The organism is Micromonospora endolithica (assembly GCF_003626595.1).
Lineage (GTDB): Bacteria > Actinomycetota > Actinomycetes > Mycobacteriales > Micromonosporaceae > Micromonospora > Micromonospora endolithica.
Window position 1 is genome coordinate 127,866 of the sequence record NZ_RBAK01000004.1, and the last position, 25,929, is coordinate 153,794.

18 protein-coding genes are annotated in these 25,929 nt (G+C 71.2%); 13 read left to right on the plus strand and 5 right to left on the minus strand.

Features of this window, described 5'->3' with window-relative positions; genetic code table 11:
* Nucleotides 1-22: 22 nt before the first annotated feature.
* On the minus strand, nt 23-1,255 hold the full coding sequence (locus tag D7223_RS12455; protein ID WP_202864626.1) for a hypothetical protein: 1,233 nt from the start codon (nt 1,253-1,255) through the stop codon (nt 23-25).
* A 491-nt stretch (nt 1,256-1,746) separates the two neighbouring features.
* Here D7223_RS12455 and D7223_RS12460 point away from each other — a divergent pair, with 491 nt between their 5' ends.
* A complete protein-coding gene (locus tag D7223_RS12460; protein ID WP_120728405.1) occupies nt 1,747-2,982 on the plus strand; it encodes an MFS transporter in 1,236 nt (411 codons plus the stop codon).
* A 16-nt stretch (nt 2,983-2,998) separates the two neighbouring features.
* Entirely contained in the window at nt 2,999-3,736 is a 738-nt protein-coding gene (locus D7223_RS12465) for a MerR family transcriptional regulator (RefSeq protein ID WP_120728407.1), read from the plus strand.
* A 106-nt stretch (nt 3,737-3,842) separates the two neighbouring features.
* Here the strand turns inward: D7223_RS12465 and D7223_RS12470 are convergent, their stop codons facing one another.
* From D7223_RS12470 to D7223_RS12480, 3 genes are all read right to left on the minus strand, one after another.
* Entirely contained in the window at nt 3,843-5,522 is a 1,680-nt protein-coding gene (locus tag D7223_RS12470; protein WP_120728409.1) for a ThuA domain-containing protein, read from the minus strand.
* A gap of 140 nt (nt 5,523-5,662) precedes the next feature.
* Nucleotides 5,663-7,267 (minus strand): BNR-4 repeat-containing protein, encoded by a 1,605-nt coding sequence (locus tag D7223_RS12475; RefSeq protein ID WP_186832199.1) that lies wholly within the window; start codon nt 7,265-7,267, stop codon nt 5,663-5,665.
* Nucleotides 7,268-7,498: 231 nt separating this feature from the next.
* On the minus strand, nt 7,499-8,464 hold the full coding sequence (locus D7223_RS12480; protein WP_120728411.1) for an alpha/beta hydrolase family protein: 966 nt from the start codon (nt 8,462-8,464) through the stop codon (nt 7,499-7,501).
* A 437-nt stretch (nt 8,465-8,901) separates the two neighbouring features.
* Between D7223_RS12480 and D7223_RS12485 the strand changes: the two genes are divergently transcribed.
* Genes D7223_RS12485 through D7223_RS12500 form a run of 4 tightly spaced genes read left to right on the plus strand, consistent with a single transcriptional unit; the run spans nt 8,902 to nt 12,375 of the window.
* Entirely contained in the window at nt 8,902-9,798 is an 897-nt protein-coding gene (locus D7223_RS12485) for an ABC transporter ATP-binding protein (RefSeq protein ID WP_120728413.1), read from the plus strand.
* Nucleotides 9,795-10,544 carry an ABC transporter permease gene (locus D7223_RS12490; RefSeq protein ID WP_120728415.1) on the plus strand — a complete coding sequence of 250 codons (750 nt, stop codon included), beginning with the start codon at nt 9,795-9,797 and terminating at the stop codon, nt 10,542-10,544. Before D7223_RS12485 ends, D7223_RS12490 begins: the two co-directional genes overlap by 4 nt.
* Before the next feature lie 23 nt (nt 10,545-10,567).
* A complete protein-coding gene (locus D7223_RS12495) occupies nt 10,568-11,722 on the plus strand; it encodes a sensor histidine kinase (RefSeq protein ID WP_120728416.1) in 1,155 nt (384 codons plus the stop codon).
* Nucleotides 11,719-12,375 (plus strand): response regulator, encoded by a 657-nt coding sequence (locus D7223_RS12500; RefSeq protein ID WP_120728418.1) that lies wholly within the window; start codon nt 11,719-11,721, stop codon nt 12,373-12,375. The genes D7223_RS12495 and D7223_RS12500 overlap by 4 nt, the downstream gene beginning before the upstream one ends.
* Before the next feature lie 61 nt (nt 12,376-12,436).
* Here the strand turns inward: D7223_RS12500 and D7223_RS12505 are convergent, their stop codons facing one another.
* The gene (locus tag D7223_RS12505; RefSeq protein ID WP_120728420.1) at nt 12,437-13,024 is read right to left on the minus strand and encodes a TetR/AcrR family transcriptional regulator; all 588 of its coding nucleotides are present in this window, start codon (nt 13,022-13,024) and stop codon (nt 12,437-12,439) included.
* Between the two features lie 147 nt (nt 13,025-13,171).
* On the opposite strand from D7223_RS12505, the gene D7223_RS12510 reads away from it, so the two are divergent.
* The 7 genes from D7223_RS12510 (at nt 13,172) to D7223_RS12540 (ending at nt 25,913) form a co-directional block, all read left to right on the plus strand.
* Complete coding sequence (locus tag D7223_RS12510; RefSeq protein ID WP_120728422.1) at nt 13,172-14,191, plus strand: aldo/keto reductase; 1,020 nt, start codon at nt 13,172-13,174, stop codon at nt 14,189-14,191.
* A 715-nt stretch (nt 14,192-14,906) separates the two neighbouring features.
* The gene (locus D7223_RS12515; RefSeq protein WP_120728424.1) at nt 14,907-17,792 is read left to right on the plus strand and encodes an ATP-binding protein; all 2,886 of its coding nucleotides are present in this window, start codon (nt 14,907-14,909) and stop codon (nt 17,790-17,792) included.
* Nucleotides 17,793-17,943: 151 nt separating this feature from the next.
* Nucleotides 17,944-18,966, plus strand: coding sequence for a hypothetical protein (locus D7223_RS12520; protein WP_147252493.1), 1,023 nt, complete (start codon nt 17,944-17,946; stop codon nt 18,964-18,966).
* A gap of 148 nt (nt 18,967-19,114) precedes the next feature.
* Nucleotides 19,115-21,391, plus strand: a complete 2,277-nt coding sequence (locus D7223_RS12525; RefSeq protein WP_120728428.1) for a TOMM precursor leader peptide-binding protein — start codon at nt 19,115-19,117, stop codon at nt 21,389-21,391.
* A gap of 84 nt (nt 21,392-21,475) precedes the next feature.
* Nucleotides 21,476-22,927, plus strand: a complete 1,452-nt coding sequence (locus tag D7223_RS12530; RefSeq protein ID WP_120728430.1) for a SagB family peptide dehydrogenase — start codon at nt 21,476-21,478, stop codon at nt 22,925-22,927.
* A complete protein-coding gene (locus D7223_RS12535) occupies nt 22,924-23,733 on the plus strand; it encodes an HlyD family efflux transporter periplasmic adaptor subunit (RefSeq protein ID WP_120728432.1) in 810 nt (269 codons plus the stop codon). Before D7223_RS12530 ends, D7223_RS12535 begins: the two co-directional genes overlap by 4 nt.
* Nucleotides 23,730-25,913 (plus strand): NHLP family bacteriocin export ABC transporter peptidase/permease/ATPase subunit, encoded by a 2,184-nt coding sequence (locus D7223_RS12540; RefSeq protein WP_272948689.1) that lies wholly within the window; start codon nt 23,730-23,732, stop codon nt 25,911-25,913. Before D7223_RS12535 ends, D7223_RS12540 begins: the two co-directional genes overlap by 4 nt.
* Nucleotides 25,914-25,929 lie beyond the last annotated feature (16 nt).

Consider the following 25,929-nt stretch of genomic DNA (forward strand, 5'->3'; position numbering starts at 1 on the left):
GCCGACGGTCACCGCGACGCGGTCACTCCCAGCGAAGCCGGTTACCGGTGGAGTTGCGGGCCAGGAAGAGGGTGAGGTAGGTCTGAGCGGCCATGGCGCCGATGCGGTGTTCCCTGCCGTAGTAGGTGTTCTCGCTGCTGGCACCGTAGGTGCGGCCATCACTGAAGCGTGTCATGAGGGCCAGTTGCGCGTCGTTGTGCCGTTGCTCCCAGGTGGCTGCGGACGGGCTGATGCCGGCATCCTGGCCGGTCAACGAGACCAGCAGGTCGAAGCTGCCGAAGTAGAACGGGAAGTGCGTCCCCCAGTCGTTGCCCTCGGGGTAGTAGATCTCCGCGGAGTTCGGGCGGTAGATCGGGCTGGTACCTCCGCTCGGCAACGGGAACGGTTTGTTGACCAGCGCGCGGTACGTCCGGGTGATGTTGTGCAGCGCCGCCCGGGGCGCGGCCCGGTTGGCGAGTCCGTAGACGAAGCCCTGGTAGAGGCTCTGGTCGAACGAGACCATGTACAGCGGATGCAGCCGTGAGTGATTCTGCAGGGTCCCGTCGTCGGCGATGTTCGTGCCCTGGAGCCAGGACGACAGCCGAATCCCGTTGATCGTGGCGGTGCCGGTGAGGTCTGCCGGACAGGCCGCCGCGGCCAGCAGGAGCTCGACATTGCGGCGGGCCCAGCGGGTCACGTTGGGATGGCCGGGTAGCATCACCGCGGCCAGGGAGAGTGCGGCGGCGCTCCAGTTGTCCTCTTCGGCCTTGCTGTCGCCGGGGGTGACGACGGTGCCGTCCCGGCGGGTCATGTAGAGCTGGTTACCGGCGGTACCCACGAGATGGACCGCGTTGCCGGTGGCGAGCCGGTCGGCCTCCCAGGCGAGCATGGCGGCCAGGTGGCCGTGCGTGACAGCGTCGAGGTGGTCGGTGAGAAGCCACCCGGCAAGCGCGGTGTAGTACGCCCAGAGCGCGCTCTGCCACGTTCCGCCCCAGCGGGTGGTGCTGTTCGTGTTGGTGGCCCGGTGCCGGGCCGCGAGGGTACGGATGAGGTTGCGGGTGCGGACGGTGGCGTTCGGGACCGACAGGGTACGAGGGTCATAGGTGCCCGTGACCAAAGCCGCCGCGGCGGCGACGGCGGCCATCGCGGGCAGCCGGACAGCTCGTTCGTCGGTGCCCTTGAGGTCGATGTATCCGTCCGGCAGGTAGTAGGTGTAGGTGGTCGCGTACCACGGCCCGATCAGGTAGCGGGAACTCCCCGCGAGGATCGCCGTCAACCGCTGTCCGGCAGCGTCGGCGCCGGGATACGAGCCCAAAATCCGCCAGTCGATCGGTACGACAGGGGTAGCGGCAGCCTGAGCGCGTCCGGGGACTCCGAGCAGCGTGGCGGCACCGACTGCACCCGCGGCGCCCAGCAGCTGGCGGCGGCCGAATCTGCCTGAACGGCTCATGCAGGCGCTCCTTCAACTCATGCATCGGGCATCTCGGAGCCGGCGGCGACGATCCGAGGGACGGGCAGACTCCGACGCCTGGTCGGTTGTCTGCCCGGGCAGTGCGGTTTACCGACCTTACTGTTAAGTGAACTTACAGATAGCTCCGATGTCAATAGTTGGATCATGGCGTGGAACCGCCGGCGCCGATCCAGCAGACATGCGATCCAGCTGTCGATGAACTAAGGGACCCGGCCCGCGCATGCCCACAGCGCGGACGGTGGCGGTGGGCGCTGTGGAGTTGACCCCGACGCGGCGTCATGGTTTGCGATGCCCGTATGAACCGCGCGCCGTGGGCCTACCTGGCCTCCTACGTCCTGTCCATGCTGGGTAACTCCATCGCCGGGGTGGTCCTGCCGTTGCTGGTCCTGCAGACCACCGGCAGTGTGCTCGCCACCGGTGCGGTCGCCGTCGCCTCGGCGCTGCCCGCAGCCGTCGCGGGACTGGTCATGGGCGTGATGATCGACCGGATCAACCGGCGTACGGCCTCCGTGCTCACCGATGTGATCTCCGCGCTCTCGATTGCCGCGCTGCCCTTGGTCGACGCCGCGGTCGGGCTCGCACTCGGCTGGTTCGTGCTGTTCGCGGTGATCGGCTCGTTCGGCGACGTGCCGGGGCTGACCGCCCGGGAAGCGATGATCCCGGGCGTCATCCGGGCCGGGCGGATGAGGACCGAGCGGCTGCTAGGACTGCGCGAGGCGCTCGGCGCAATGGTCATGCTGATCGGGCCGGCGGTCGGGGCGGCGCTGATCGCGGCGTTCGACGGCGTCATCGTGCTGTGGGTGACCGCGGCGACCTCGGCGACGGCCGCGGCGGTCACGATGCTCATCCCGCGCGAGGCCGGCGTGATCGCGGCGGCGGTGATCCCGGCGGACGGAGCCGCTCCGCGGCGGGAGGTGCTGCGCGACGGCTGGCACACCCTGTGCCGTTCGCCGTTCCTGCTGGCCACCACCGTGCTCAGTGCCGGCTTGGTGGTGGTTCTGGCCGGCTTCCAGGCGCTGGTCCTGCCGGTATATTTCACCCTCCAGCAGCGGCCTGAGCTGCTCGGCCTGGTGCTCAGCTCGCTCGCCGTCGGGCTGCTGATCGGCGGCGGGACATACGCCGCAGCGGGCAGCCGGGGCCGGCGGCGTACCTGGTTCCTGACCGGAATGCTGATCACGATCGCCGGCTTCAGCACGATGGCGACGCTGGCGGGACCGTGGATCGTGCTCGGCGCCGCGGCCCTGATCGGGCTCGGCAACGGGCTGTTCGGCAGCCTGATCGGCGTGCTCATGGTCGAGCGGATCCCGGACGCGATGCGCGGTCGGGTGATGAGCCTCCAGAACGCACTGCTCACCCTCGCCCCGGCACTCGGCATGGGCGGTGCCGCGCTGCTGGTCGCGGAGTTCAGCGCCCGGACCGGCGCGGTCGTCCTCGCCGTCGTCTGGCTCATCACCGGCGTCGCCGCGATCGGCTCACGGGCACTGCGCGACCTGGAACCACGGCCGGCACCCGAGGCCGAACTAGTAGGCTGACCAGTAGGAGAAACGGATGAACAGCAGCGAAATCGCCCGGCTGGCCGGCGTCAGCGTCCGCGCCCTGCGGCACTACCACCAGGTCGGGGTCCTCCCCGAGCCGGCACGGCGGGCGAACGGCTATCGCGAGTACACGGTGAGCGACCTGGTGCTGCTGCTGCGCATCCGGCGGCTGGCCGAGCTCGGCATCCCCCTCGACGAAATTCCGCCGATGCTCAGCGCCAGCGGCCGGGACCACACGGTCCTTGAGGAGCTCGACCGCGAACTGGCCGACCAGATCGAGCGTCTCACCGCCCGCCGCGAGGTGATCGCCCAGCTTCGCGCCGCCCGAGCCGACCCGGACACGCCGCCGGAACTGGCCGGCCTACTCGCGAGCATTGGCGGCGGCGGGCCGGACCTGCCGCCACAGATGCTCAAACACGACCGCGAGGTGATGATGCTGCTGCACCACCTCTTGGACGACAAGGGCCGAACCGCGTTGACCGGGCTGCTCAGCCAGGTCACCGAGCCGGACCTGCTGGCGGCCATCACCGCGCTGACCGCCCGGTTCGCCGCGCTCGGGCCGGACACTGGCGATGAGGAGATCGACCGGCTGGTCGCCGACTACCACCTCGTACTGGGCCACCTGAGCTTCGACGGGTGGACAAAGGTGGATCCGCGGACCAATGCGCTGCTCACGTCGTACCAGGAAACGGTGTTGAATGGCACCCAGCGTGAGTTTCTCGCCCGGCTGGTCGGTGTCGACCAGCCGTGAACGACATCGCGCCGGGCGGACCGGTGCCGGCCTCGGTGAGGCGGGTCGTTCGGAGGGGCACCCGGTGCGTCGAGAAGCGATGACCGGGCGCCCCCGCCCATCTCCGTCAGCCGGTGACGGTCAGCGTGTCGATGTTGAACAGTGGACCGTCGCCGCCGCTGAACGTCAGGAACAGCGCGCCGGTGCCGTTGCCGTTGAGCGTGGTGGACACGGTCCGGAAGGTCTCCCAGCCGCCGGTGACCGGCACCTGCACCGTGCCCAGCACCGGTCCGGTCTGTGAGCCCGACCGGATGGTGATGGTGCCGCCGAGGCCGCCGGAGGAGATCACCGCGGAGAAGCCGGTGCGCCCCACCGTGCCGACGTGTGAGTAGCCGGCCCAGTAGCCGTTACGGACCCGGCCGAGGGTGTCGCCGCCGCTGGCGGTGGGCTTGGCGATGCGCTGGACCCCGTAGGAGGAGGTGTACGACTCTCCCTCGACGGTGCGCGCATCGCCGGCGAGCTCCTTGATCCGGACGTTGCGGAACGACACGTCGTCGCCGACGCCGTGGTTCTGCAGACCGATGTGACCCCGCAGGGTGCGGGACGCGTCGGTGTTCGTGAAGTCGTTGATCTTCCGGCCGTTCAGGAAGACCTGTACCCGCTCGCCCTGCACGAGCAGCTCGTAGGTGTTCCACGACCCGGGCGGGTTGAGGGCCGCGTCGCGGGCGGCGGCGTCGGCCGCCTTGCGGCGGTAGACGGAGCCGGTGGTGCGGTCGGCGGCGTCGGTGGCGTCGATCTGGATCTCGAACGCGCCGGAGTCGTACGAGCCGGGCGTCGACGTGGTCGGGTATCCGATCATGACGCCGGAGTTGTCGTCGCCGTCCATCATCCAGTCGAGCTTCAGCGAGTAGTCCCCGAACTGCTTGGCCGAGTACCAGAGGGTGCCGAACTCACCGTACGACCTCAGCGTGGCGTTGGAGTTGGTGAACCCGCCTCCGCCGGCCTGCGACCAGCCCGTGGTGGACCCGTTGTAGAGGGTGGTGTAGCCGTTCTCCGGCCGGCAGTCCTGCTTGGCGAAGCCGGCCGCGTACCGGATGCCGCCGAGCAGGTGGGCGCGGAAGCCGCTCTCGCCGAACGACGCGGCGGTGTGCCCGCCGCCGGTGTAGAACGAGCGCCCGTTGCCCACCGTCTTGCACCAGGCGATGGGGTGGTCGCCCATGGTGCCGCCCGAGAAGCTCGACTCGTCGAGACTGGCCAGCACGCGCACCGACGAGCGCGGGTTGGTGAGGTAGTTGTACCACTCGTCGGTGCGCGTCCAGGTCTTGCCGAGGTGCGCGGTGGCGGGGTGCGCACGGTCCTCCACCGTGATGTTCGCCTGCGTGATGGACGCGTGGTAGTCCAGCCAGGCACCCACGAGTTGCCCGTAGAACGGCCAGTTGTACTCGGTGTCGGCGGCCGAGTGGGTGCCGACGTAGCCGCCCCCGCCGTTGATGTACGACTCGAACGCGGTCTGCTGCGTGGCGTTCAGGACGTCGCCGGTGGTGTTGAGGAAGACGACCGCCTCGAACTGGGCGAGGTTGCCGGTGGTGAAGGCGTTGGCGTCCTCGGTGGTGGTGACGGTGAAGTTGTTCGCCGCGCCCAGGTCCCGGATGGTTTGCAGGCCGCTGGCGATGGAGGCGTGCCGGTAGCCGGCGGTCTTCGAGAAGACCAGCACCTGGTACGCCGGGTCGGCAGCCTGCGCGGGCGCCGCGCCGCCGGCTGCGGTGAGCAGCGCGGCCACGGCCACACCGATGATCATGCGTCTCATGGATGTCCTCCTTGAACCGGGCGAGGGACGTGACTTCGCGGGGGGAAGCGTCTGGGGCACCGGCCGGTGCGGCGACGCGGTGGGAGGGGAGCAGCCAGACCTGGTCGCCGTCGTGTCTGCCGGTTCAGGTGGTCACGGACTCAGCCGGTGACGACGACTTCACGGACCAAGACGTCGCTGGCGGGTGTCGTGGGATGGGTGTCGGTCACGCGCAGGGTGACGAAGTAGCGGCCCGGTTGGGCGTACCGGTGGCCGGGAGTGGCCCCGGTCGCGGTCGTGCCGTCGCCGAAGTTCCATGACCAGGAGGCAACGGCGCCGTCGGGGTCGGCGGAGCCGCGGGCGTCGAAGGCGACGGTGCGCGGGTCGCCGTTGGTGGGGGTGGCCGTGAACGACGCGGTGGGTGCGGTGTTGCCGCCCGCTCCGGTGCCGGTACGGAGCATGCGGGTGCGGTAGCGGGTGTAGCTGGGGTAGTCGCCGGCCATCCAGACCACGTCCAGGGCACCGCCGTGGGGCAGGCCCCATGGGGAGAACGGCCGCATGTTCGGTTCGGTGGAACCGGCGGTGATGGCTTCGGTGCTCCAGTTGGTGCCGCCGTCGGGGGTGGTCCACCGTTCTATCTCGAAGACCCCGTCGACCTGCCGGGACATGAGCACCACCGACGGGTTGTCGTGGTCGAGGGTGATGCCGCCGGAGTAGTTGGGCTCGGCCGGGTCACCGCTGATCGTCCCGCCGGCCGCGGTGAGTTCGCGGTCGAACCAGCCGGTGCCGGTCCAACGGGCGTAGCGGTACCGGTGGTCGGCGTCGGTGGGGAAGGTGGCGTACGTGATGACCGGGTGGCCGGAGCTGTCGATGGCGATGTCGTGGATCCAGGCCTTGGCGCCGTGCGTCGCGGCGTCGTACACCTTGGTCGCCTGCGCGGGTGTCACCGCGGTGCCCATCGGTCCGATGCGGGTGCCGTCGGCCCGATAGAGGCTGCCCGCCCGGTAGTACATGTAGTAGATGCTGGTTCTGAGGTTGCGCGGGTGCGCCTCGGTGAAGGCGAAGTGAATGGTGTCGCGGCCGTTGGCGGCGACCTTGACGTAGGGCCGGTGCCCGGGTACGGAGATCAGCCGGGTGGCCGTCGTCCACCGGTCGCCGCCGTTGGTGGTGGAGTAGGCCGGGTTGAAGTCCCCGCCGCGCCAGAACAGGTACAACCGGTTGTCCTCCCCGGACAGTTGTACCGGGTTGGGGTAGGTGTATCCGTGAGTGCCGGCGGTGTTCGTGGGCACCTGCTTGATCGGCTCCCAGGCGGAGACGTCCTCGGACTTCGCCGACCGGCGGTAGTACATGGCCGAACCGCCGTGGGCGGACCAGAAGACGACGACCCTCCGGTCGGGGCGGATCACGATGGCCGGGTTGTTGTGGTCGTCGATCTGGAATCCGGTGGTCACCACCGACGTGGTGCGACGCCCGGTCGCGTGGTCGTACATCGCCACCCGGATCTCGCCGTTGGAGGTGATGAAACCGAGGTAGGTACGCCGGTGACTGCCGTGGTAATACACCCCACGGGGGTCGGCGAACCAGCACCAGGCACCACTGTCGGCCAGTTCGGTGCGGGGGGCGGAACCGGCCGCTTGCGCGGCCGAGGGGTCGGCGTCCGCCCCGGCCGGCTGACTGCCCGGACAGCTGACCAGGAGAAGCAGCACCGCCGCGGCGGTGACCAGGAGCCGCCGCGGCAGCCCCGACGTCTGTCGCGCATCAACCATCGCCACCACCGACTCGAGAACTGGCCCCGCCTTCCCATCCCGATCAGGAAAGCGCTTTCCTGTTGCAGTTTATCCGCTCTGCTTTCCGTAGGGAAGCATCGATGTCTGGCGCCGTTCAGCAGAGCGGCAGGGGGAGGCATGTCCGCAGGGCTGCGGGCCCGCACCACTTGCGTGCCGAACCTGCCCGCAACCGCATGCGTGGTACACAGGCACGGCCGCAGCTGCCGACCGTTACTTGGTCACCACCTGTCCTGCCGGCTCGGCACTGGACAGCAGCGCATCCTGAGCCTCTCGCCAGGCGGGGTCGCCCGGGATCAGCTGCGTCCGCAGGTACCCGCCGGTGAGGCGGGCCACCGCCTCGACGCGTGCCGGGTTCTCGTCGGAGGTCTCGGCGGCGTCGAACCCCGAAATCCCCCCGAGCATGTGCTCTGCGCCGTAGACGGTGAGAAGGGTCTTGGGTGCCGGTGCGAGCCGGTACGGGTCGGTGTGCCACGGCGAGCCGAGCACGGTGAGGTGCGGTGAAGGGTCGTTGTCGCCCGCCACCACGAGGGCGGGGGCGGTCATGGTGGAGAAGTCGGTGGTCAGGAGGAAGGGATAGTGCCGGGCGGCCGTGGCGCTGAGCGCCTCGCCTCCGCGGCCCGGGGCGGCGAGCAGGGCGCCGGTGATGATGCGCAGGTCGCGAACGTCCACCGTCTCGCCGGTGCTCGGGTGGTTGAACCGGGCGCCGAGCAGCAGGCTGGCCGTGTGTCCACCCATGGAGTGCCCGACGACGGCCACCTTGCCGTGGTCGATCCGGCCGGCGATCTGCGGGACAGCGGCTTCCAGCTTGGCGAGGGCGTCCAGGATGCGAGTCATGTCCAACGCGCGTTCACGCCAGAACAACGGCGCTTCCGGATGGTCCCTGAGGCCTGGGTGCCCTTTCAGGGTGGCCGAACTCAGGTGGGTGGGTTGCACGACCACGAAGCCCCGGGCGGCGAAGTGCTGGACGAGCGGGAGGTAACCGTGGAGCGAGGACAGGTTGTTCGACGGTCCCTGCCCGTGCGACATCAGCAGTAACGGCAAGTCATGACCGGTGGCCGGCGCCGTCACACGCACCTGTAGGTCGACGGGTCGCCCCGGTGCGGGCAGGACAACGGGACTGACGGAAACCACGACCGCCGGGGCGGTCGACGAGCCGGTAATCGAGTTGGGCGTCATGTGGAGCTACTTTCTGTGCGTGCCGGGCCGTGGGTCGGACCGAGCGCGGTGAGCCCGGGCGGGTGGCCGGACGCTCGCTCGTTGCGGCGCGTGTCCGGCACTGGCTCTGTGGGTGGCTCTCCGGCTCAGGCGGCCGGTCGGCGGCGCCGGGCCGCGTCGAGCAGGGCGGGCGGAGTGTCGGGACGGCAGTCAGGAGTGTCGGAACGACAGTCAGGGGCGTCCCGGGCAGCGTCCTGAGCCTGGCACAATGAAGTGGAGCATGGTTCCAATTCAGGATACGGAACGCTGCTCCGTTTGGCCAGGTGGGTGGATGTGACGGGTAGCACGAACGTCCGCCGAGCTGAAGGTTGCCAGTGGTACCCGGGTACCAGCGGCGGCCGGGAAGTGTCGACCGCGGTACCACGATCCGTGCAATGCGCCTCCCTAGCGTGGTGAGCATGATTGAGGTACGCGAAGTAACCAAGCGATACGGTGCGAAGACGGTCGTCGACCGCCTGTCGTTCACCGCGAAGCCCGGACAGGTCACCGGCTTCCTCGGCCCCAACGGCGCCGGCAAGTCGACGACCATGCGGATGATCGTCGGCCTCGACGCGCCGAGTTCCGGCGACGTGCTGGTCAACGGAAAGCCGTACGCGTCGTCGAAGGCGCCGCTGCGCGAGATCGGCGTGCTGCTCGAGGCCAAGGCCGCGCACCCCGGCCGGACGGCGGTCAGCCACCTCCTGTCCCTGGCCCGTACGCACGGCATCCCGCGCTCTCGCGTGGACGAGGTGCTCGACCTGGCCGGGCTCTCGGCCGTCGCCCACAAGCGGGTCGGCGCGTTCTCCCTCGGGATGGGCCAGCGGCTCGGCATCGCCGCCGCCCTGCTCGGTGACCCGGCCGTGGTGATGCTTGACGAGCCGGTCAACGGACTCGACCCCGAGGGGGTCCTCTGGGTGCGTAAGCTGCTCACCGGCCTGGCCGCCGAGGGCCGCACCGTGATGTTGTCCTCGCACCTGATGAGCGAGGTCTCGCTGATCGCGGATCACCTGGTCATCGTGGGCCGGGGCAGACTGCTGGCCGACACCACCGTGGCCGACCTCGTGACCGCCGAGGGCGTCCGGGTCGTCACTCCCGCCCCCGACGCGCTACGCACGACGATTGCCGGCCCGGGTGTCACGGTCACCTCGACCGGCGCCGAGGAACTGCTCGTCGCCGGCGCCTCCGCCCGCGTGATCGGGCTGGCCGCAGCCGCTCGCGGCATCCCACTGTTCGAACTCACCCCGCAGAACGCCTCGCTCGAAGAGGCGTTCATGGACCTGACCCGCGACGCTGTCGAATACGAGGCCTCCCGATGAAGATCACCCCTGGTGGCGTGGTTGCCGCCGAATGGACCAAGTTCTCCTCGCTGCGCTCCACCTGGATCACGACCGGCATCTCCGCCTTCCTCCTGGTCGCCTTCGGCATGATCGCTTCGGCTTCCTTCTCGGGCGACGGCCTGAACTCGATCGACCTGGCTCTGTCCGGCAGCACCCTGGCCGCCCTGTCCGTGGGCGTACTCGGCGCGCTGCTGGGCGCCGGCGAATACACCACCGGCATGATCCGGGCGACCCTCGCCGCGGTGCCGCGCCGGTTGCCGGTGCTGTGGTCGAAGAGCCTCGTGGCGGGGGCGGCCGCCTTCGTCACGATGACCGCCGGCGCCTTCGCCGCCTTCGCAGCGGGGTCGGCCGTGCTCAACGACAAGGTCGGCAGCCTGGGCCTCGGCGACGACGGGGTACTGCGGGCCCTGTTCGGCGCCGGCCTCTATCTGGGCCTGGTCGCGGTGCTCGGCGTCGCGCTCGGCATGCTCGTCCGCTCCAGCGCCGGCGCGATCGCGATCCTGGCCGGCCTGCTGCTGATCGTGCCCGGTCTGGCCGCGCTGCTGCCGGACTCGATCTCCGAGGCCATCACCCCGTACCTGCCGAGTAACGCCGGCAGTGCCGTGATGGCGCTGACCCAGGGGGACGGCACCCTGGCGCCATGGGCCGGTCTCGCGGTCCTCGCCGGGTATGTGGTCGTGGCGCTCGCGGCGGCGGCGTATCGGCTCAAGACGACCGACGCGTAAGCGTGCGAGGGGAGAATCGGTTGATGAGCACGCAGGGAGGGCTGGTGGACCGGCAGGCGCGGTGGCGGGCCTTCGACCGGCGCCGCCCGTGGGTCATGGACACCCTGGTGGCCGTACCGATCGTGCTCTTCAGCATCCCCAACATCATCGAAGATCCCCTGTCGGCGACGATCGCGACCCTGGTCTTGCTGCCGCCGCTGTACTGGCGGCGGCGGTACCCGTTCCCGGCGTTCCTGGTCACCGCGGCCACCGAGGTGATCCAGGGACTGCTGGGCGTCGGCGTCGGCGCCGGGGTGATCCTGCTCGTGATGCTGTACGGGGTGGCCTCCCGTGGTTCGTGGCGGGCGCTGGCCTGGGCCTCCGGGATCACCCTCGCGCTGCTGGTCGCCGAGATCTACCTGTTCGACCCGGCGCCGGAGAACCGCATGATCACGCTGCTCCTGGTGATCGGCATGTCGGGAGCCGCGGTCGCATCGGGCGTCGCGGTGCGCACCCGCCGGGCGTACCTCATCGCCCTCGAGGACCGCGCCGCCCGCCTGGAAGTCGAGCGGGATCAGCGGGCCCGCCTCGCCGTCGCCGAGGAGCGAGCCCGGGTGGCCCGCGAGATGCACGACATCGTCGGCCATCACGTCTCGGTCATCGTGGGCCTGGCCGACGGCGGCGCCGCGCTCGCCACCGCGCGGGCCGAGCAGACCGCCGAACCACTCAGGTTGATCGGTGACACCGGCCGGCAGGCGCTGTCCGAGTTGCGCCGGGTGCTGGGCGTGCTGCGCGATTCAGACGCCGATCCGCAGCTGAGCCCGCAGCCCGGCATCGACGATCTCAACCGGCTGCTGCCGAGCGTGCGGGCGGCCGGACTGCCGGTCACCTACTCCACATCGGGCGAGCTGCACACCCTCGGCCGGGGCGTGCAGCTCGCGGTCTACCGCATCGTTCAGGAAGCTCTCACCAACACCCTCAAACACGCGGGACGCGGCGCGTCCGCGACCGTCACTCTCGCTGCCTGCGACGGAGAGGTACGGGTACGCGTTCAGGACAACGGCCGTGCCGTACCGGCTCCGCCACGCCACGGCCTGCTCGGCATCCGCGAACGCGCCGCCATGTACAGCGGGGTGGTGACCGCCGGCCCGGCCCAGCGGGGCTGGCTCGTCGACGTCGTCCTCAAGGAGCCCTCATGATCACCGTCCTGATCGCCGACGACCAGCAGTTGCAACGAATGGGCTTCAGGATGCTGCTCGACGGCACCCCCGACATCACCGTGGTGAGCGAGGCCGCCACCGGCGCCGAGGCGGTGCGGAAAGTCGAGCAGACCCGGCCCGATGTGATGCTGATGGACGTGCGCATGCCCGGCATGGACGGCATTGAGGCCGCCCGGCGCATCACCGCGGCCGGCTCACGCACCCGTGTGCTGATCCTGACCACATTCGACCTGGACGAATACGTCTACGCCGGACTGCGCGCCGGAGCCAGCGGCTTCCTGCTCAAAGACGTCCGCCCCGAGGAACTGATCGCCGGTATCCGCGCCGTCGCGAGCGGAGACTCGGTGGTGGCGCCCAGCCTGACCCGCAAGCTGATGGACGCCTACCTCCAGCATCCGGAACCGACCACACATGCCGACCCCCGCCTGACCACACTGAGTGAGCGAGAGCGAGAGGTCCTCGAAGCGATCGGCCAGGGCGCCACCAACACCGAGATCGCCGAACGCTTCACCCTCACCGAATCCACGGTGAAAAAGCATGTCGGACGCGTCCTGGCCAAGATCGGAGCGCGAGACCGGATCCAGGCGGTCATCTTCGCGTACGACAACGGCCTGGTCGAACCGCGTGCCTGAGCACCTACTGTCGGGCCCATTCGTGGTCGGGCCCGCCGCCGACCCCTGAACTCGCCCCTGGCTAGCGGACGCGAAGCCCGGCGACGAGGAGGTCGACCAGGCGGCGTGCGTCGTAACGGGGATCGTTGCCCGCGCCGATGCAGAGATTGCCGACGCCACGCAGCAGTCCGTAGGCGTTCGTGTCGGGGCGGATCTCGCCGGCGGCGACGGCGGCGTCGAGGATCTGGTCGCAGACCGGGACGAGCCGGTCGAGGAAGTAGGCGTGCAGGGTCTGGAAGGCGGCGGCGTCGGACTGTAGCGCTGCGGCGAGACCGTGCTTGGTGACCAGGAAGTCGACGAAGAGGTCGATCCACCGCGCCAGGGCGGCGTACGGCGTGTCGCTGTCGGCCAGAAGGGCCGGTCCCGCCTCCGCGCACGCCTCGATCTGGTGCCGGTAGACGGCGACGATGAGGTCGGCCCGGGTGGGGAAGTGGCGGTAGATCGTCCCCACGCCGACGCCCGCCCGTACGGCGATGTCCCGCACGGGGACGTCGACGCCGGAGGTGACGAACGCCGCGGCGGCGGCGTCGAGCAGGGCCCTCTCGTTGCGCCGGGCGTCGGCCCGCTTGCGCGGGACCGGTTGCTCCGAGCCGCTGTCGAAGTCGGCCACGTCGCGTTACCTCCGTCACTCCACTTGGCAAACGGAACGCCGTTCCGTATGTTTGTTTATCGGAACAGCGCTCCGCTTGCTCAGCATACTGACCGGACGGGCCACCACCAAACCGTGCACCGCCGGACGTCTGTAGGGAGAACACTCATGCAGTACCGCACCTTGGGCCGCACTGGTGTGCAGGTCAGCACCCTCGTACTCGGCGCGATGAACTTCGGCAAGATCGGCAACACCACCCAGGACGACGCCACGGCCATCGTCGACGCAGCGCTCGAGGCGGGGATCAACCTCATCGACACCGCCGACGCCTACAGCGGCGGCCAGTCCGAGGAACTGGTCGGCAAGGCCATCGCCGGCCGCCGGGACGACGTCGTCCTGGCCACCAAGGCGACCCTGCCGATGGGCGACGAGCGCAACCAGCGGGGCGGCTCGCGTCGCTGGCTGGTCACCGCGCTGGAAAACAGCCTGCGTCGGCTCGGCGTCGATCACGTCGACCTCTACCAGATGCACCGGTGGGATCCGACGACCAGCGACGACGAGACGCTGTCGGTGCTGACGGACCTGCAGCGGGCGGGCAAGATCCGCTACTTCGGGTCCTCGACCTTTCCGGCCTACCGCATCGTGCAGGCGCAGTGGGCCGCCCGCGAGGGACGTCTGAGCCGTTACGTGACCGAGCAGCCGAACTACTCGATCCTGCAGCGTGGCATCGAGACCCACGTGCTGCCCGCGACGCAGGAGTACGGCATGGGCGTGCTCGCCTGGAGCCCACTGGCGTCGGGCTGGCTGTCCGGCGCGATCCGCGCCGGACAGGAGATCAGCACGAACCGCTCGGGCTTCATGCAGCAGCGCTACGACGTCGGCATCCCCGCCAACCGCGCCAAGCTCGACGCCGTCGAGCAACTCGCCACCGTTGCCGACGAGGCCGGCCTCAGCCTGATCCAGCTCGCGCTCGGCTTCGTCACCGCACACCCGGGCGTGACCAGCGCGATCATCGGCCCCCGCACGACGGACCACCTCCGCTCGCAGCTCGCCGCCGCGGACACGGTGCTCTCGGCCGACGTGCTGGACGCGATCGACGCGATCGTGGCTCCCGGCGTCGACCTCGCCGCCCACGAGAAGAACGACACCCCGCCCGCTCTGCTCGAGCCGGCGCTGCGCCGCCGCTGATCGATCGGCACATCGGTGACCAGGCGGCAGCCGGACGTACGCCCGCACGTGCGTCTGCCGCCTGACACGCCGCACACAGTTGGGCCACCCCTGACAACCGGCGAGACGAGGGCGCACCGCCATGTCACGTCGTGTCCGACCTCGCGCCGACAGGAGGAATTCCGCCACCGGAACCGCGTACGTCGGCGGCACGCAGCGATCTGAACACCTTTGTGCGCTGCTTTTCACCTCAGCCGTGTTACTGGCGCTATGTCTCGGCTGCGCCGTCTTCTGGCTATACCACCGGGGCGGGGGTGGTGGGGTGGGTGGCGAGCGCAAAGGGGGGCCTTCCCCGCCGGCTGCGCAAGAGCTGATGCGACGGGGCGCTGGTCGCGTCGGGATGCTGCTCCGTTCGCCTGTTGACGATTGCCCGAACATCGCCCAGATCCGACGGCCAGGTCCCATCCATTCGTCGCCGTGGAGGTCTGTGCGGGAGGGCTGGCCCCTTCACCATCAGAAGGCGACGGGTGATTTATTGGGTTTCAGGATGTCCTTCCGTCCTTTTGATGACCGGTCCCTTCTGTGCATTACGGTGCGATGTCGGGAAGAAAAATCTGCTTCCCGACGCGGCTGATAAAGACAAGATCTGACATCGGCACCTTCGACATTCGACGGGGCTTTCGATATAGTGCCATCAATCCCCTCGGAGTGTGCTGGAAAGCGTCTGAGCTGCGTGATGACACCTGGGCTGGAAAATGCGTCAACGAGCCCGCGCTTCGTCGGGCGGCGACCACAGTTGGCGCGTATCGGGAGAGCCCGGGCCGCCGCGCTCAGCCGCGGCCGGCAGATGGTCTGCGAGGTGGTCGGAGAGCCGGGCATCGGCAAGACCCGGCTCGTCCGCGAGGCCCTGCAGCGGTACGTCCCCACCGTCCCCTGGGCCGTCGGGACCTGCGCGCCGGATGAGCGAGGAGTCCCCTTCCACGTGTTCCGGCACGCCTTCACCGAGGGGCGACCACCCCGACGCGGGCTCAGCGCCGAGCGTTCCAGCGCGGCGACCGAGGAGATCTGGGCGGATTCCGCCGCCGCGGTGCCACCGCCGCCGGCCCAGGCGTCGGACGCCCAGCGGTTCCGGACCTACCAGCTGGCCCGCCGGCTCATCGGCCTGGCTGCCCGGGACGGCCTGGTACTGGTCCTCGACGACCTGCACTGGGCCGACGCCTCCTCTACCGGGTTGATCACCCACCTGTTGCGGTACCCGGTGCCCGCTCCGCTGCTGCTCGTGCTCGTCTATCGCCCGCGGCAGACCGCGACTCCGATGCCTTTCGGCCCACCGGACTCCGACGGACGTGCCGCCGCGGAGCCCACGTCCCGCGATCGGATCGAACTCCGGCCCCTCAGCCTCGCCGAGGCCGCGCTTCTGTACCCCCACGTCGACGAGGCGGAGCTACGCGCCCGGTACGACCTGACCGGCGGCAACCCCGGTTACCTGGCGGCGCTGCCGGGCGAGCCCACTCGGCACGGCGGCGAGTCGATCCGCGAACCGCGGCGAGTTCGGCTCTCCGATGCGGCGGTGGCCGTGCTGCGGCGAGAGTGGACAGACCTGCCCTCCGTCGAGCGCGACTGCCTGCGTGCCGCGGCGATCTTCGATGCGCCCTTCACCACAGACCTGCTCGCCGAGGTCGCACGGGTGCCGACGGCACTGGCGGTCGAAGTTGGTTGGCGGTTGGCCCGACGTGACCTGATTCGCCATGTTCCGGGTGCCGGACGTTTCGCCCTCCGGCATCCGGTGCTGCGGATGGCGGTCAGCCAGGACACCGACCAGGCGTGGTGGATGGAGGCCTCCGCACGGGCACTCACCGCGCTGGTCGAGCGGGGCGCGCCCGCCACGGACCAGGTCCGCTACGCGCTGCGCCTGCTCACCCTGCCGAACGGCCGGTGGGTCGAACCCTGCGTCGACGTGCTGTTACGGGCCGCCCAGGAGACCCGCCGGGAAGCACCGGAGCTGGCCGTCCGTTGGTTGCGGCTGGCCCTGCGGGCGCTGCCGCCCGCGGCCGGGTCGACGCGGCGTCGAGACGTGTCGTTCACCCTGGCCCAGATCATCGGGGAGTCGGGTGAACTGGCCGAGAGCAGGGCCCTGCTCCAGGAGATCGTGCCGCTGTTCCCCGCCGATTCCCAGGGGCGTCGGGCTCGGGCGGTGGCCCATTGGGCACGGGTGGAACGCCTGCTCGGCAACTACGCGGAGGCGGCGGCGATCAGCCGTCGGGAGCTGGCCGTGCTCCCGGACGGCGCCGGACCTGCCGGCGGTGACCGGCTCGCCACCGAGATCGGCGTCGCCGGCATCCTGGCCGGCCGACCCATGGTCGGGTCGCCCGACGCGCCGCCCATGCAGCCTGGCGGCTCCGGCGCGGACCGCGCCGGCCTGCTGGCCGTCCGCAGTCTGGCCGCCGCCCACGACGGGGCGCTCGACGCTGCCCGGGGACTGCTCGACGCCGGCACCAAGATCATCGACTCGCTGCCGGACCGGGACGTCCGGGACCATCCCGACTGCCTGACGGCGCTCGGCCTGACCGAGCTGTACCTGGAACGGCAGGCCGACGCGGTGCGGCACCTCGACCGGGGACTGAACCTGGTGCGTGCCTCGCGCCGGGACGACGGGTTGTGCCAGCTGCTGCTCGGCCGCAGTCAGGTGGCCTACCACGCTGGCCAGCTAGCCACCGCCATCGATCTGGTCACCGAGGCGGGTATCGTCGCCCGACGCATCGGCAGCCCTGACCTGCTGAGCTTCGCCCTGGCGTTCGAGGCGGAGGCGACGGCGTGGCGCGGGGGCCCCCGGGACGACGACCGGGCGGTGGCGCTCGCGCGCAGCGCCGCCGGACTCGCCACCGACCTCGCCACCTGGAGTGGTCGTACCGCCGCCACCGCGCTGGCGACCGCGGCGTTGCTGGCCGGAGATCCGGCGACCTGTGCCGAACTGGTGCGCTCGGCCGGCGGCGACAGCCGGCTGAGCCGCCTGCAGAGCACCCTGCGGCCGAGGTGGTACGAGCTGCTCTGCGCCGCCGCGCTCGCCGAGGGCGAGATGGCCGACGCCGAGCGGCTGGCGCGGATGGCGATGGTCGAGGCGGATCAGGTCGGCCTGGTCGGGCAGCGGGGCTACGCCGAGTCGGCGTACGGCGAGGTGCTACTGGCCCGCGGCGAGGTCTCGGTGGCGTTGCATCACCTGGAGACCGCGGCTGATCTGTTCCGCGTCAGCGGGATGGTGCTGCGGCGCAGCCTGGCGCTGGCCTCCCTGGCCCGGGCGGCCGAAGCCGCGGGTCGGAGTGGCCCGGCGGCGCTCGCCCGCCGCCGGGCGCTGGAACTGGCCGGGTGGTGCGGGACGGAACGGGTCGGCCTGCGACTGGCCCGTCCGGCCGGCCCACGTGAGGCCGCCGCGCTGACCGACCGGGAGTGGCGCATCGCGCAGCTCGCGGCGACCGGGGCCACCAGCCGGCTGATCGGCCGGCAGCTCCATATCAGCCCCCGCACGGTGGAGGCGCACCTGACGCGGATCTACCGCAAGGCGGGCGTCGCTTCCCGGTCGGGTCTGGTCGCCTGGGTCGCCCGGCTCGATGACACCGATCGGTGACCGCGATCCGGGCCGGATGACACCGATCGCGGCAACGCCGGGGGGTCGGGCAGCACGAGGCCGCGCCGCCACCAGCGGTGAATCCACAAGCGCTCACATACTCGAACCCACCGGGCGCGACTCTCGTGAACGGCGGTGGATGGAGGACGAGATGCTGGGCAGAAGATCCGTCAGGAGTCCGCGCGCCCGCACCGCGTCGATGCCGGCGACGCCGTTGGTCGCCGCGGTGGCGCTGCTCGCGCTGGCCGGTTGCGGTGGCGAGCCGGTGGACGCGGCCACCCCGGAGGTCGCCGCGTCGGCTGCCTTCGGACCGGATCGCGCCGCGCTGGTGCTCACCGCCTTCGACCAGGCCGACTCGGCCGCGTCCGTGGCCGGTGACATCGAGGCGTTGAAAACACAGGAGGTGTCGCCCTCGCTGGACCTCAGCATCGCCGCGGTCCGCCGGTCCGCCTACAACCAACGTCCCCAACCGTCCTTCCAACACATCAACCCGGTCTTCGCGGTGCCGGCCGGGGAACCGACCTGCTTCCTCGCCACGGCCACCCTGAGGCTGACCGGCTCGGAACTGGCCCCCACCGACGTCAGTCAGTTCGTGCTCGACGCGGACGGCCAGTGGAAGCTCAGCCACAACGTCCAGGTCACCCAGCCGGCCCTGGTGACGGCTCGGAGCATCGGCGGCCGACCTGCCACGTCCGGCGGCACCGCCCTGGACGTCACCAGCCGGAAAGCCCTCGCCGCCGAGGTGTTCGCCCGCAGCATCGGGTCGACGACCAGCAACCGGTCCCTCGTCGCATCGAGCCCGCTGCTGGACGGCCAGTTCGCCGGCGGTTGGGAGGTCTACGGGCAGCAGCTCGCCGGCGTCGGCGCCGAGGTGCGACGGACGATGGACCGGGCGGAGTGGTCGGACTGCGCGGTCGCGGTACCGACCGGCACGCTGACCTTCCTGACGCTTCACGTCACCGACACGCTCAGTCCCGCACCCGGGGGTCCGGCCACCGTCCGGCTGGAGCCGCAGAGCCCGGACCTGATCGCCGCCGGCCGTTCCACCGCGGTGCGCGGGAAGTCGATCCAGGTCACGCGGGTGGAGACGTTCCTGCTGCTCGTGCCGGCGCAGACCGTCGGCACCTCGCTGCTGGGGCTCAACGACACCGCGTTGACCGTCACCGCGAGCTGATCCCGTCACCGAACACCGGCGGTGCCGCCGACGGCAGAAACCGGTGACATCGCTGGGGGATCGACCATCCGACCGCGACGATGGTGGCAGCCGTGATCAGGGCGGGACCGGCGGTGCCGCGGTCCGGCCATCAGGCTCGGGAGGAACCATGTGGCGTCCGCGCTTCCGATCGGACTACCTGCCGGTGCGGCTACCCGACGGTCCGCTCATGGTGCTGGGAGAGACCCGCAGTCTGCTCGTCGACGACCCGGTGGCCGGGGAGTTGGCCGACCAGCTCGACGGTGTCGCGCCGCTGGCCGACGTGGTCGCCCGGCTGGCCGTCCGGCATCCGGTGGCCGCCGTCGCCACCGCGCTGGCCCGGCTGCGCGACCACGGCCTGTTGGTCTCCGGTCCGGCGCGCACCTCGCCGGCCGAGGCCGCCGGCTGGGACGCCCGGGGTGTCCCGCCCGAGGCCGGGCAGCGGTGGATGGCCGGGGGTGCGGTCACGATCGTGGACCTCGGTGCGCCCCGGGTGGCCGAGACCGCCGAGGCGCTGCGTGCCCTCGGCATCGCCGCGACGGTGGTCGGAGCGGACACCTCCGATCCGGGCCCGGACGCCGCCCAGGTGCTGGTGCTGCCGTCGTCGATGCTCGACCCCCGGCTGGCGGTGGTCAACGACCGCCACCTGGCCGCCGGTCGCGCCTGGACACTGGCTCGACCGCACGGCAACGTCGTCTTCCTCGGGCCGCACCTGGTGCCGGGCCGCACCGGCTGTTGGGTCTGCCTACGGCAGCGTTGGCAGGAGAACGACCAGGTGAACGCCTTTCTCGGCGGGCAGGGCCTGGCCGGTCCGCTGCCGCAGCCGGGTCGGGCGACCCTGCCCGGGCTGGCCACCATGGCCGCCGGGCTGCTGGCGGCCGAACTCGCCGTGCTCGCCGTGCGGGGCACGTCGCCCCGGCTCACCGGCCGGATGGTTGCCCTGGACACCCGGGACCTGAGTTCCGAGAGCCATCAGCTGGTACGCCAGCCGCAGTGTCCCGCCTGCGGCGACCCGGACCTCGTCCGCAAGGCCGATCCGCGGATCGACCTGCCACCGAGCGGCGCCCAGCCCAGCCTGGGCGGGGATTTCCGCACCCGGGAGCCGGCCGAGGTGTACGCCTCGCTCGCCCACCACGTCAGCCGGTACCTGGGCGTGGTGAGCCGGCTGACGTCGTTGGAGGAGGTCGACAACGGTGTCACCCACACCTACTCCGCGGGGCACAACTTCGCCCAGCCCCGGGAGTTGGCCGCCCTGCGCCGCAACCTGCGCGGCCAGAGCGGCGGCAAGGGCCGGACCGACCTGCAGGCCCGACTGAGCGCGGTCGGGGAGGCGGTGGAGCGCTACTGCGGAGTGTGGCGCGGTGACCGTCCGGTGCATCGGGCGTCCTACCGGCAGCTCGGTCCGGACCGCGCGGTGCACCTGCGGGAGCTGCTGCTGTTCTCCGAGCGCCAGTACGCCGACCGGAAGCGGCTCAACCGCGACCTCGGCCACCTGCACCGCGTCCCCCGCCCGCTGTCCGACCAGGTGGAGCTGGACTGGACCACGGGTTGGTCGCTGACCCGGGGAACGCCACGCGAACTGCCCGCCGTGCACTGCTGGTACGGGCATCCGGAACTGACCGGACTGGGGGTGTGCTCGGCCGACTCGAACGGCTGCGCGGCCGGCAGCACCGTGTCCGAGGCGATCCTGCAGGGCTTCTGCGAGCTGGTGGAGCGGGACAGCGTGGCCCTGTGGTGGTACCACCGCACCCGGATGCCCGGGGTGGACCTGGCCTCGTTCGCCGACCCCTGGGTCGCCGCCTGCGTCGACCATCACGCCACCGGCCTGCGCCGCGAGCTGTGGGCGCTCGATCTGACCGCCGACCTCGGCGTGCCCACGTTCGCCGCGGTGTCCCGGCGGACCGATGGCGGCCCGGAGGACGTCCTGGTCGGCTTCGGCGCGCACCTGGACGCGCGGGTGGCGCTGATCCGGGCGCTCACCGAGGTCAACCAGTTCCTGCCCGCTCTCGGGGAACCGACCTCGGCACGCCATCGGTACGGTGTCGACGATCCGGACACCGCGCGTTGGTTCGGCACGGTGCGGGTGGCCGAGCAACCGTGGCTGTCCCCGGATCCCACCCGGGCGCCGCGCACCGCCGCGGACCATCGGGTGCTGGCCACCGGCGACGTCGGGGACGACGTTCGCCTCTGTGTCGGCCTGGCGGAGCGGGCCGGCCTGGAGGTGATCGTCGTCGATCAGTCCCGCCCGGATGTCGATCTGGCGGTGGTGAAGGTCGTCGTGCCCGGACTGCGGCACTTCTGGCGGCGCCTCGGCCCCGGCCGGCTGTGGGACGTCCCGGCCCGCCTCGGCCGGGTCCCGCGGGCCGCCGACGAGACGTCAGCCAATCCGCTGAACGTCTTCTTCTGAGGAGCCGGCGTTTCCGGCCCGCCGGGAACGTGGGAGGGATGTGGAGATGACCACCACGGTGGGCCCGGTCGACCGGCGGTCGCCATGAGTGGCGCCGTCGGTGGTCCGCCGATCCAGGAGTCGTACCGGCTGCGCCGCGACGCGGACCTGCGGCTCGGTGAGGACGGCTCGCTGACCCTGCGCCAGACCCGCTTCCAGCTCACCCTGGAGCAACCAGGAATGGGCCGGCGGGGGCTGCTGCTGCGCCTCGCCGACGACTGGGTCAGCGATGTCGACGTCGGCCGGTTGGTCAGTGGCCTGGAGGGAGAGAGCCGCGTGCTGCCGGCGCAACTGTTGCTGCGCCGGTTGCTCGCCCATTCCTGGTTGGAACGCCGCGTCCAGGTCGAGCAACGGCCGCTGCTCGACCTGATGCCCACCGGCCTGGGCCGGGGCAGCCTGCCGGAGAACCGCCGGCACCTTCCCGGGGTCCGCTACCGGCTCTCCCGGTTCGCCGTCCTCCAGCACGAACGGGACATGCTCGTGGCCGCGTCGCCGCTGAGCGCCCTCACGGTCGGCTGCGTCGACGCCGCCCTCGGCGCGGTGCTGGCCGCCGCCGCGCCGGGTGTCGGCGCCGAGACCGTGGCTCGCCTGCTCGGTGTGCCGCCGGAGGCCGCCGGTCGGGTGCTCGACGAGTTGGCCACCGCCCGGATTCTGGTCACGGACGCCGAGTTCGAGGCGGAGCGCGACGACGCGCCGCTGGCCTACTGGTCGCCGGAGGAACTGCGGCTGCACCACCGCTCCCGGGTGGGCGGGCACGCGCTGCCGGTGGGCGGCACCTACCGGCTGCGGGAGCGCTTCGGCCCGCAACCGCTGCGCCGCCGGTACGACGGGAGCCGGGCGATCGAGCTGCCGCTGCCGGACCTGGCGACGATCGCGAAGGCCGACCCCGGGTTCGGGCAGGTCGTCGCCGAGCGGCGCTCGGTGCGCGAACACGACGCCGTGCCGCTGGCCGTGGAGCGGCTGGCGGAGTTCTTGTACCGGTCCCAGCACACCGTCGCCGTCGGGGAGGCCGGCGGACAGGAGATCGGCCACCGACCCTATCCGGGCGGCGGCGGGGTCTACGAGCTGGAGATCTATCCGCTGGTCGCGCGCTGCGCCGGGCTCGACCCCGGCCTCTACCACTACGACGCGGTCGGGCACCGGCTGGAGCCGGTGGCCGACTGGGGGCCGGCCGCGGACCGGCTGTTGGCGTACGCCCGGGCGGCCGGCGCCATGCCCGGGTCGCCGCAGACGGTCCTGGTGGTCACCGCCCGGGTCCAGCGTCTCATGTGGAAGTACGAAGGGATGAGCTACGCCATGATTCTCAAGGATGCGGGTGTGCTGACCCACCAGATGTACCTTGTGGCCACCGCCATGGGCCTGGCGCCGTGTGCGCTCGGCGCCGGCGATTCCCACGCCTTCGCCGAGCTGTCCGGGCTCGATCCGCTGGTTGAACCGAGCGTGGCGGACTTCCTGCTCGGCTCGCGCGTCGCCGCCGGATCGGCGGGCCAGCCATGAAGTTCCGGCGGCAGGCGCTGCGCCAGTTGGAGGCGCCCGAGCAGTTGGACCAGGCGGTCCGGCTGACCACCGTGCCGAACTGGCTGGCCACCGCCGCGCTGGTCATCGTGGTGGTCGCCGCGGGGGTCTGGTCGGTGCGGACGGTGGTGCCCCGCACGGTCGAGGCGGCCGGGGTGCTGATCCACTCCAACGGGATCTCCGCCCTCGACGCGCTCGTCAGCGGTCAGATCACCAAGGTGTGGGCGACGCCGCACCAGCGCGTACCCAAGGGCCTGCCGCTCTACAGCCTGCGCACGACGGACGGCAAGGTACGGGTGGAGACCGCGCCGGGTGACGCGAACGTCGTCGCCTGGCTGGTATCGGAGGGTGAGATCGTCACTCCGGGCGACCATCTGGCCGATCTGGAGCGGCTCGACACCGCTGGGGACGCGTTGCAGGCCGTCGTCTACGCCCCGGCCGTCGCCGCGCCGTTGCTGCAACCCGGCGTACCCGTCGAGGTGGCCGCCGCGGCGGCGCCGCGCAACGTGTTCGGCACCCTGGCCGGCCGGGTGTCCACGGTCGGCGCCTTCCCGGAGACCGAGGCGTCGTTACGGGCCTTCCTGGGTACCGGCCAGGACGTCCGGCGGCTGCTCGCTGACGGCAGCGTGGTCCGGGTGACGGTCGCCCTGGAGCCCGACCCGGCCGCGCCGGACGGCCTGCGTTGGACCAAGTCCCCACCACCGTTCCAGCTCAACTCGGCCAGCGAGGTCACCGCCTGGTTCACGGTGGACCGGGAACGTCCGATCGACTGGTTGTTGCGGCGATGAGCGCGCCGTCGACCACCGCCACCGCGTCGCCGTCGACTGCCAAGATTCGGCGTCGACGGGTCCGCACACCCACCCTGATCCAGATGGAGGCGGTGGAGTGCGGTGCCGCAGCCCTCGGGATCCTGCTCGGCCACCACGGTCGGCACGTGCCCCTGGAGGAGTTGCGCCGGGTGTGTGGAGTGAGCCGCGACGGCTCCACCGCGGCCACCGTGCTCAAGGGCGCCCGCCGGTACGGGATGGTGGCCAAGGGTTTCCAGATGGACCTGGCCGGGCTGGCCGGCGTGGCGTTGCCGGCGGTGTTGTTCTGGCGTTTCGAGCACTTCGTGGTGCTGGAGGGGCTCGGCCGCAAGGTCTTCATCAACGATCCGGCCACCGGTCCCCGCGCGGTGAGTTGGGAGGAGTTCGACGGTGCCTTCACCGGCGTCGTGCTCACCATGGAGCCCGGCCCGGAGTTCCGGACGGGCGGCACCCGTTACCGGATGGTCCGGGCGCTGGCGCAGCGATGGCGCGGCCCGGGATCGGCCATCGCGCAGATGCTCCTGCTCGGCCTGCTCATCGCCGTGGTCGGTCTGACCATCCCGGTGATGGCCAAGGTCTTCGTCGACCGGGTGTTGCTGCAGGAGGACCGGGCGGCGTTCGCCGGCCTGGTCGCGGCGGTCGCGGTGGCCACCGTGCTGACCTTCCTGGCCAGCCTGCTCCAGCAACGCCTGACCGTACGGTCGGAGACAGCGCTGGCGCTGGGCAGCGCCGCGCGGTTCTTCCGACATCTGCTCCGGTTGCCGCCGACCTTCTTCGACCAGCGGCAGGCCGCCGACCTCAGCCAGCGCATCCGCAGCAACGACGTGGTCGCCGAGGTGCTCACCCGCCGGGGAGCCACCACCGTGGTGGACACCGGCCTGGTGCTGGCGTACGGGGCGCTGCTCTGCCAGTACGACCTGCTGCTCGGGCTGTGCGCGATGGCGCTGGCCGGGCTGAACGTCAGTGTGCTGCGCTATGTCGCCTCGACCCGGTCGACCGCCGTGGCCGGGCTCCAGGCGGACCGCAGCAAGGTGGTGACCACCGTCTACACCACCGTCCAGATGATCGAGACGGTGAAGGCCGGCGGTGAGGAGGAACGCGCGGTGGCCCGGTTCGCGGCGCGCAACGCCACCGTGGCCACCCGACAGCAGCGACTCGGAGTCCCGACCGCGGTGCTCTCCGTCCTGCCGGTGTTCCTCACCGCGGTGACCACCGCCGTGCTGCTGGGGCTGGGCAGCCGGCAGGTGGTGGCGGAGGCGATGAGCGTCGGTGTGCTGGTCGGCATGCAGAGCCTGGCCGTGGCGATGAACCGGCCGTTGGGCAATCTGACCGCGCTGGGCTCGCGGTTGCAGGACATGAGTGCCGACCTGAATCGGCTGCGCGACGTGGAGCGGTATCCGCTGCCGCCGGCCGGGAACGCGCCCGCCGCGTCGTCGACCCTGCTGGAGGGACACCTGCGCATCGAGGAGGTCACCTTCGGCTACAACCCGCTGGGCCGCCCACTGCTGGAGAGCTTCAGCCTGGATCTGCCGCCGGGTGCCCGGGTGGCGCTCGTCGGACGGTCCGGCAGTGGCAAGTCGACGGTGGGCCGGCTGGTCGCCGGGCTCTACCGGCCGTGGACCGGCCGCGTCACCGTGGACGGCGTCGAAAGAGCGGATGCCGACGACGGTCTGTGGGCGGCCACCGTCGCCATGGTGGACCAGGACCAGCGGCTGTTCGAGGGGACGGTCCGGGACAACGTCACCATGTGGGACCTCACGGTCGGCGACGAGGACGTCGTCACCGCGCTGACCGACGCGTGCCTCTACGGCGACGTCGCGGCCCGCCCGGGTGGCCTGGGCAGCCCGGTGCGGGAGAACGGCCGGAACTTCTCCGGTGGTCAACGGCAGCGGCTCGAGATCGCCCGTGCGCTCGTCCGCAACCCCCGGGTGCTGGTGCTGGACGAGGCCACCAGCGCGTTGGACGCCGAGACCGAACGCCGGATCGACCTGCATCTGCGTCGGCGCGGTGCGACCTGCCTGATCGTGGCCCACCGGCTGTCCACGGTCCGCGACTGCGACCTCATCGTCGTGCTGGACGGCGGTCGGGAGGTGGAGCGCGGCACCCACGAGGAACTGCTCGCCCGGGACGGGGCGTACGCGCGCCTGGTCCGGGACTACTGACGATGGCGACCGGAGG

Bases quoted from the DNA above. Each gene is read 5' to 3' on its own strand.
- D7223_RS12460 (WP_120728405.1), top strand. From the start codon at position 1,747: ATGAACCGCGCGCCGTGGGCCTACCTGGCCTCCTACGTCCTGTCCATG.
- D7223_RS12465 (WP_120728407.1), top strand. From the start codon at position 2,999: ATGAACAGCAGCGAAATCGCCCGGCTGGCCGGCGTCAGCGTCCGCGCC.
- D7223_RS12470 (WP_120728409.1), bottom strand. From the start codon at position 5,522: ATGAGACGCATGATCATCGGTGTGGCCGTGGCCGCGCTGCTCACCGCA.
- D7223_RS12475 (WP_186832199.1), bottom strand. From the start codon at position 7,267: ATGGTTGATGCGCGACAGACGTCGGGGCTGCCGCGGCGGCTCCTGGTC.
- D7223_RS12480 (WP_120728411.1), bottom strand. From the start codon at position 8,464: ATGACGCCCAACTCGATTACCGGCTCGTCGACCGCCCCGGCGGTCGTG.
- D7223_RS12485 (WP_120728413.1), top strand. From the start codon at position 8,902: ATGATTGAGGTACGCGAAGTAACCAAGCGATACGGTGCGAAGACGGTC.
- D7223_RS12490 (WP_120728415.1), top strand. From the start codon at position 9,795: ATGAAGATCACCCCTGGTGGCGTGGTTGCCGCCGAATGGACCAAGTTC.
- D7223_RS12495 (WP_120728416.1), top strand. From the start codon at position 10,568: ATGAGCACGCAGGGAGGGCTGGTGGACCGGCAGGCGCGGTGGCGGGCC.
- D7223_RS12500 (WP_120728418.1), top strand. From the start codon at position 11,719: ATGATCACCGTCCTGATCGCCGACGACCAGCAGTTGCAACGAATGGGC.
- D7223_RS12510 (WP_120728422.1), top strand. From the start codon at position 13,172: ATGCAGTACCGCACCTTGGGCCGCACTGGTGTGCAGGTCAGCACCCTC.
- D7223_RS12515 (WP_120728424.1), top strand. From the start codon at position 14,907: ATGACACCTGGGCTGGAAAATGCGTCAACGAGCCCGCGCTTCGTCGGG.
- D7223_RS12520 (WP_147252493.1), top strand. From the start codon at position 17,944: ATGCTGGGCAGAAGATCCGTCAGGAGTCCGCGCGCCCGCACCGCGTCG.
- D7223_RS12525 (WP_120728428.1), top strand. From the start codon at position 19,115: ATGTGGCGTCCGCGCTTCCGATCGGACTACCTGCCGGTGCGGCTACCC.
- D7223_RS12530 (WP_120728430.1), top strand. From the start codon at position 21,476: ATGAGTGGCGCCGTCGGTGGTCCGCCGATCCAGGAGTCGTACCGGCTG.
- D7223_RS12535 (WP_120728432.1), top strand. From the start codon at position 22,924: ATGAAGTTCCGGCGGCAGGCGCTGCGCCAGTTGGAGGCGCCCGAGCAG.
- D7223_RS12540 (WP_272948689.1), top strand. From the start codon at position 23,730: ATGAGCGCGCCGTCGACCACCGCCACCGCGTCGCCGTCGACTGCCAAG.